The organism is Thioclava sp. UBA3469 (genome assembly GCF_002378135.1).
Taxonomy (GTDB): Bacteria; Pseudomonadota; Alphaproteobacteria; order Rhodobacterales; family Rhodobacteraceae; genus Thioclava; species Thioclava sediminum.
The window spans coordinates 37,860-43,967 of the sequence record NZ_DFRG01000246.1 but is presented as its reverse complement, the minus strand read 5'-3'; the positions used below and the strand labels follow the sequence as shown (position 1 = coordinate 43,967).

Annotated in this window: 7 protein-coding genes; 4 read left to right on the top strand and 3 right to left on the bottom strand. The window is 65.1% G+C overall.

The window, feature by feature from the left end; all coding sequences use genetic code 11:
* The 3 genes from B3D39_RS18010 to B3D39_RS18000 all read right to left on the bottom strand — a co-directional run.
* On the bottom strand, positions 1–501 hold a 501-nt coding region (locus B3D39_RS18010), incomplete at its 3' end, for a LysR family transcriptional regulator (RefSeq protein WP_274961604.1).
* Between the two features lie 168 nt (positions 502–669).
* Positions 670–1,137, bottom strand: coding sequence for a GNAT family N-acetyltransferase (locus B3D39_RS18005; RefSeq protein WP_274961603.1), 468 nt, complete (start codon positions 1,135–1,137; stop codon positions 670–672).
* 460 nt (positions 1,138–1,597) lie between these two features.
* On the bottom strand, positions 1,598–2,068 hold the full coding sequence (locus B3D39_RS18000; RefSeq protein ID WP_078522774.1) for a PepSY domain-containing protein: 471 nt from the start codon (positions 2,066–2,068) through the stop codon (positions 1,598–1,600).
* 125 nt (positions 2,069–2,193) lie between these two features.
* Between B3D39_RS18000 and B3D39_RS17995 the strand changes: the two genes are divergently transcribed.
* From B3D39_RS17995 to B3D39_RS17980, 4 genes are all read left to right on the top strand, one after another.
* Positions 2,194–2,544 carry a PepSY domain-containing protein gene (locus tag B3D39_RS17995; protein ID WP_253732517.1) on the top strand — a complete coding sequence of 117 codons (351 nt, stop codon included), beginning with the start codon at positions 2,194–2,196 and terminating at the stop codon, positions 2,542–2,544.
* Entirely contained in the window at positions 2,544–3,209 is a 666-nt protein-coding gene (locus tag B3D39_RS17990) for a response regulator transcription factor (RefSeq protein WP_078602488.1), read from the top strand. The genes B3D39_RS17995 and B3D39_RS17990 overlap by 1 nt, the downstream gene beginning before the upstream one ends.
* Positions 3,209–4,573, top strand: a complete 1,365-nt coding sequence (locus B3D39_RS17985) for a sensor histidine kinase (RefSeq protein WP_274961602.1) — start codon at positions 3,209–3,211, stop codon at positions 4,571–4,573. Before B3D39_RS17990 ends, B3D39_RS17985 begins: the two co-directional genes overlap by 1 nt.
* A gap of 137 nt (positions 4,574–4,710) precedes the next feature.
* Complete coding sequence (locus B3D39_RS17980; protein ID WP_274961601.1) at positions 4,711–6,096, top strand: MBL fold metallo-hydrolase; 1,386 nt, start codon at positions 4,711–4,713, stop codon at positions 6,094–6,096.
* Positions 6,097–6,108 lie beyond the last annotated feature (12 nt).

Here is a 6,108-nt window from a genome sequence, read left to right as displayed (position 1 = left end):
GAAGATGCGCTGCCGCATCGTGCCGATCTTGCGCGCGACCAGAGCGGAATCCGGCATCGCCGGTCGGATGCGGATCGAGACATCGAAGCCGCCCTCCACCATGTCGACAACCCGGTCATCGAGCGAGAGCGACAGCCGCAGATCGGGATGCGCCTCCAGAAACTCCGGCAGGATCGGGGAAATCACCGTCTGCCCGAAAGAGCTCGAGGCGTTCACTTTCAGATGCCCGCGCACCGCCCCCGCCACGTCGCGGATACGCGTCTCGACCGAGGTCACCGCATCGAGAATGCCGCTCGCCTCGTCATAGTAGAGCCGCCCGGCATCGGTCAGAGACATCGAGCGCGTCGTGCGTGTCAGCAGCGAGCTCCCGAGGCTTTCTTCCAGCAGCTTGATCTCGCGGCTCAAAAGCGCGGGCGACACCCCGAGATCCTCCGCCGCGCGCGCGAAACTGCCGCGCTCGACGATGCGGCGGAAGGCTTGCATGACGGAAAGCTTGTCCATTTCGGAAGACCCTCGGGGCGGTCAGGTAGCGCTCCGAATAGCACGAATTTCGCGCCACGCGAACGCCCTCGCAGAGAGCGGTCGCAAGCGCCGAAGCCGCAGGGCGCATCGCCGGGGATTGGACCGACCTTCACGACCGCGGCCCAAAACTACGACCGGAGGGCCCGCTCACTCGGTGGGCCGCTCCTCCAGATCCAGCCGCATCGTGGCCATGCCCTGCCGCCGCGACAGCTCCTCATAGCCAGCCGAGAGATAGGCGTTGTGGGCTGGCGCGTTGTCGACTTCCACCTTCAAGGTCAGGGTCAGCGCCCCGAGGTCGCGCGCCGCCTGCTCCACATGGCTCGTAAGCTCCGCAGCGGCACCACCGCGTACTTCTTCGATGAGATAGACATAGGTAAGGTGCCGCACTTCCGGCCCGACACCCTCACGCAGCGCGAAGAAACCCACGTCTCGCCCCGCGGCATCCTGCAGGTAGAAGGAGACATCCTCGCGGTCTCCGAGCCACTTCTGATGCCATTCCATCTCGTCGAACGGGACTTTCGCATTGGGATTGAGCAGCGGGATTTCGGCGTCCGAAAGCATTGCTGCCAAGGGTGCCAGATCGCGGTCGCGGTTGCGGCGCAGGGTAAGTGTCATATGTCCTTCCTTCGGCTGGGCCCGGCACGTGCGCCGAGGGTCCTCATGAAAGGTCGCGTGCCTGACACAGAAGTCCAGTGCGGGTCAACCGGAGGGTGCCCCGCAACTGCGTCCATGTCCACGGTGCGGGCAGGCCCGAGCGGCGGGCCAGCAGATAGCGGCGTTCGAATATTCGCCATTTCGGAGCTTTGGAGAATAATCGAGCGAGCTTTGTGAGGGGTGTGGGGACGGCACAACAAAGCTCGCTCGATACCCCGCGGCTCAGGTCAGGCGTGTTTGCGGCCGGTGACCATGGCTCTCGCGAGGTGTTCGGGATGGGAGTGGCCCGCGAGGTGCACGCCTCCCAAATGTAGGACACTCAGGTCGAGTGTCAGGTGGGCGGTGGCGAAGCTCGCCACCAGCCCGCAGTATCCGAAGCGGACGAAAGGGCCTCAGACCCGACTGGCCGCTCCTTCGCACATCAGTCCAGCTCGGAGCCGATGATCTCGCCCGACACCGGGTCGAGCTTCAGCTCAAGCCGACGACCGTCGCGATCGCGAACCTTGGCTTCATAGCTGTAGCGCTCCATCTCCATCTTGCTGATCTGGTAGCCCTCGGCACGCAGGTCGCTGGCGACCTCGTCCATCTTCTTCCACTGCTCGCGTGCCTGATTCATGTTGCGAACTTCCTCGCGGTAGTTCGACGGCATGCCGTATTCGCCCTCGGACTCGCCATTGCGATACGAGTTGCGATATTCGTTCCGGTATTCGTAGGTCTCGCGGTTCTGGGACTTGGTCTGCGTGGCATTCTTCTGCGGCAGCATGACCTGACCGCCCGACTGCCCGCCGCCGCCATTCCCATTGCCACCAGGACCCTGCGCCTGTGCGGCACCGAGGCTGAATGCGCCGACAGCGGCACCGAGGGCGGCGGTGAAGAGAAGAGTGCGTTTCATCTTTAACTCCTGTGATCGGATAGGGGCGAGTTGCCCGGATGAGACGACATTCGCAGATTCACTCTGACGCCGTACTGACGGGCTTTGTCAGCGTTCTGTCAGCTTGTTTGCGCTAGGAAAGCCGCATGAAAACGCTCACGACCCTCCTCCTTCTTTCGCTGGCCATGGCCACGCCCGCCCTCGCCGATCGTGCGGGCGGCGGCGGCGGTTCGGGCCGAGGCGGCTCGGATCACGACCGGGCGCGAAGCGCGGTCGAGCGCGAGGAAATCCTTCCGCTATCGAAAATCCTCGGCGGTGTGCGCAACCGTTTCGGCGGCCGCGTCATCAAGCTGGATCTCGAATCGGATGACGGTCACTATGTCTACGAGCTCAAGCTGATCACCCCGGAAGGCCGGATCATCGAGCTTGAGGTTGACGCGGCGACCGGTTTGCCGATTGGTGGTCCCGAAGACAGCGAGCGCGACGGGGACAAGTAATGCGCGTATTGGCGGTCGAGGACGACCAGAGGATCGCGGCGGATCTAAAGGCTGCGCTCGAGGCGGCGGGATTTCTCGTCGAGACCTGCGCGGACGGGCTCGATGCGTGGTTTCTGGGCGATACCGAAGATTACGACCTCGTCATTCTCGATCTGGGCCTGCCGAAGATGGACGGGCTTAGCATCCTCAAGAAATGGCGCGCCAATGATCGCGAGATGCCGGTGCTGGTGCTGACCGCGCGCGGCGCCTGGACCGAGCGGGTCGAGGGGATCGACGCGGGCGCCGACGACTACCTGCCCAAACCGTTCCGCATGGAAGAACTCGTGGCCCGTGCGCGCGCGCTGATCCGGCGCTCGGCGGGGCGGGCCTCGGCGAACCAGAGCGTGGGCGAGTTGACGCTCGACGCGAACCGGATGAGCGTGTCGATCCGCGGCGTGCCGATTGCGGCGACGGCGCTGGAATTCCGGCTGCTCTCCTACCTGATGCTGCATCGCGACCGCGTCGTGCCGCCGACCGAACTACTCGAACATCTCTACGGCGATGACGACTCGCGCGAGGCCAATGCGCTGGAGGCGCTCGTGGCGCGGCTGCGCCGTAAGCTGGGCCCCGGCGTGATCGGCACGCGGCGCGGCTTTGGCTATTTCCTCGAAGGCGGCGGCGCGTGATGCGGTTGTCGCTGCGCCTCCGGCTCGCGCTTGGCGGCGCGCTCGCGGTGGTGCTGGCGCTGGCGATTGCCTCCGCCGCGCTTACGGCGCTGTTTGCCGCCCATGTTCAGCGCCGGGCCGAGGCCGAACTGTCGGTGCAGCTCGATCAGGTCGTGGCGGCGCTCGGACGCGATGCCGACGGGAGGCTGGCGCTGCAGACGCCGCCCGCCGATCCGCGGTTCGACCAGCCTCTGAGCGGGCTTTATTGGCAGATCGACCTCGGCGACACGCTGCTGCGGTCGCGCTCGCTTTGGGATTACGCGCTGCCGCTACCGCCCGATGAGCTGCCCGACGGACATATCCACGTGCATCGTCTTCCCGACCAGACAGGCGACACCCTTCTGACGCTGGAGCGCAGCGTGACCCTGCCGCCTTCGCTGGGCGGGAGCCAAGTGCGCGCGGCAGTCGCGCTGACGACGGTCGATCTGGATCAGGCGCGCAACGATTTTCTCAAGGAACTGCTGCCCTATAACGCTATCCTCGCAGCCGCTCTGATCGTTGCCGGATGGGTTCAACTTTTCTTTGGCCTGCGGCCCCTTTCGGAAGTGGGCCGCCGCGTGCTCGCCGTGCGCTCGGGCGAACAGCGGCGGCTTGGCAGCGATTTCCCGAAAGAGGTGCAACCGCTCGCGAATGAGGTCGATGCGCTGATCGACGCCCGCGAGGCCGAGCTGGACCGCGCGCGCCACCGCGCCGCCGATCTCGCGCACGGGTTCAAGACCCCGCTGCAGGCGCTGATGGGCGAGGCCGACCGGCTGCGCCAGACCGGCCAGACCGAGCCTGCCGCCGCCATCGAGGAGATCGCCGAAGCGATGCGCCGCCATGTCGATCGCGAACTGACGCGGTCGCGCCTCGCGGGACGCGTCGTGAAAGACAAGGCCACGGTGGCCCCTGTCGTGCAGCAGATTGTCTCGGTGATCCGGCGCACCCCCACGGGCAGCGCGGTGGAATGGAACATCGCCGTGCCCGAGGATCTGCAGGTGACGCTCGACGCCAGTGATCTTGCCGAAGCCTTGGGCGCGCTGATCGAGAATGCCAGCCGCCACGCCACGTCGCAGGTCACGATCCGCGCAAGCCGACGCGCGGAAATGATCGCCATCGACGTGCAGGACGACGGCCCCGGCATCTCGGCGGACCGCATCGAGCATCTTCAGAAACGCGGCGCGCGCGCCGATGAAAGCGGCCATGGTTTGGGGCTGTCGATCAGTGCCGAGATCGCGCAGGCCGTCGGCGGCACGCTGAGCATCGCGAATGCGGAGACCGGGCTGCGTGTGACGCTAAACCTTCCGGACGCCCGCGCTGGCGTTCCCGGGACGCGCCGCTCCTGAACACCTGAAACGGGCATCATCCTCACGCATCGTTTATGAGCGATGTCCTGCCTACATATTCAAGTTTTGGAACATGAATCGATCGCGGCGCATTTCTCCGGCAATCCCGAGCTGACGGAAATTCGGAGGCAAATGACATGACTATGCGTTTTGAACAGATCCTTGCGGAAGGGATCGCCCAGTGCTCCTACCTCCTGGGCGACACCGGCAGCGGCACCGCCGCCGTTGTCGATCCCCGCCCGGATTGCGATATCTATATCGAGCGCGCCAAGGCGCTCGGCCTGACGATCACCCATGTGTTCGAGACCCATATTCACGCCGACTTCCTGTCGGGCGCGCGCGAATTGGTGGACCGGCTGGATGGCACGCCCAAGCTTTGCGTCAGCGTCGAAGGCGGCGCCGAATATGACTTCGCGCATGAGGGCATCTGCGATGGCGACAAATTCACCTTCGGCCAACTCACGCTTGAGACGCGGCACACGCCGGGGCACACGCCCGAACACGTCTCCTTCCTGCTCTACGAGAAGGACAATGACGACCCGTGGGGCGTGCTCAGCGGCGATTCCTTCTTCGTGGATTCGGTCGGCCGCCCCGACCTCTTGGGCGACGACAAGACCGAGGAACTGACCGAGGCGCTCGTCCGCACCACGCAGGAATTCTACATGCAACTGCCCGACGGTGTGCTCGTCTACCCCTGTCACGGCGCGGGCTCGGCCTGCGGGCCGAATATCGGCGACCGGATGTCGACCAGCATCGCCTATGAGAAAGCCCATAACAAATACGTCCAGATCACCGATCTGGAGGCCTTCAAGGAGGAGATGACGAAGGACGCGCCGCCGGTGCCCACGCATTACCCGCGCCTCAAGAAGGTCAACGCGGCGGGCCCCGAGGTGATGCACGGATTGCCGCGCTGCATCGGCAAAACGCCAGAGGAGTTCGAGGCGCTGATCGCCGACAAGGACGTGCAGCTCGTCGATCTCCGCGACATGCTCGCCTTCGGCGGCGGCTTCATCGAAGGGTCGCTCAATATCGGGCTGCAGCCGATCCTGTCGGTCTGGGCCGGATGGATGCTCGATCCCGACAAACCCATTGCCTTGGTGAGTGAAAAAGCTGTCGACATCGACGAGGCCGTGCTGCGTCTCTGGCGCGTGGGTTTCACGAAATTCGCGGGCTACCTGAACGGCGGCATCGCCGCGTGGCGCACCTCCGGGCGACCGCTTGCGCATATCCCGCAGGTCACGGTGCAGGCGCTGAAGGGCAGCGATCTGACCCCGCTCGACGTGCGCAAGAATGAGGAGTGGGACGGCGGCCGTATCCCCGGCGCGATCCACCATTTCCTCGGCACGCTCGAAGACGAGATGGACCAACTCGACCGTTCCGTCGACTATGCGGTCTATTGTCAGGGCGGCTACCGTGCCAGCGTCGCTGCGAGCCTGCTGCACCGCGCCGGGTTCAAGAACCTCTCCGCTGTGCCGGGCAGCTTCGGCGCATGGTCCGCGCAGGACTACCCGGTCGAAACCTGAACCGCTTTCAAC

Bases quoted from the DNA above. Each gene is read 5' to 3' on its own strand.
- B3D39_RS17990 (WP_078602488.1), top strand. From the start codon at position 2,544: ATGCGCGTATTGGCGGTCGAGGACGACCAGAGGATCGCGGCGGATCTA.
- B3D39_RS18000 (WP_078522774.1), bottom strand. From the start codon at position 2,068: ATGAAACGCACTCTTCTCTTCACCGCCGCCCTCGGTGCCGCTGTCGGC.
- B3D39_RS18005 (WP_274961603.1), bottom strand. From the start codon at position 1,137: ATGACACTTACCCTGCGCCGCAACCGCGACCGCGATCTGGCACCCTTG.
- B3D39_RS17995 (WP_253732517.1), top strand. From the start codon at position 2,194: ATGAAAACGCTCACGACCCTCCTCCTTCTTTCGCTGGCCATGGCCACG.
- B3D39_RS17980 (WP_274961601.1), top strand. From the start codon at position 4,711: ATGACTATGCGTTTTGAACAGATCCTTGCGGAAGGGATCGCCCAGTGC.
- B3D39_RS17985 (WP_274961602.1), top strand. From the start codon at position 3,209: ATGCGGTTGTCGCTGCGCCTCCGGCTCGCGCTTGGCGGCGCGCTCGCG.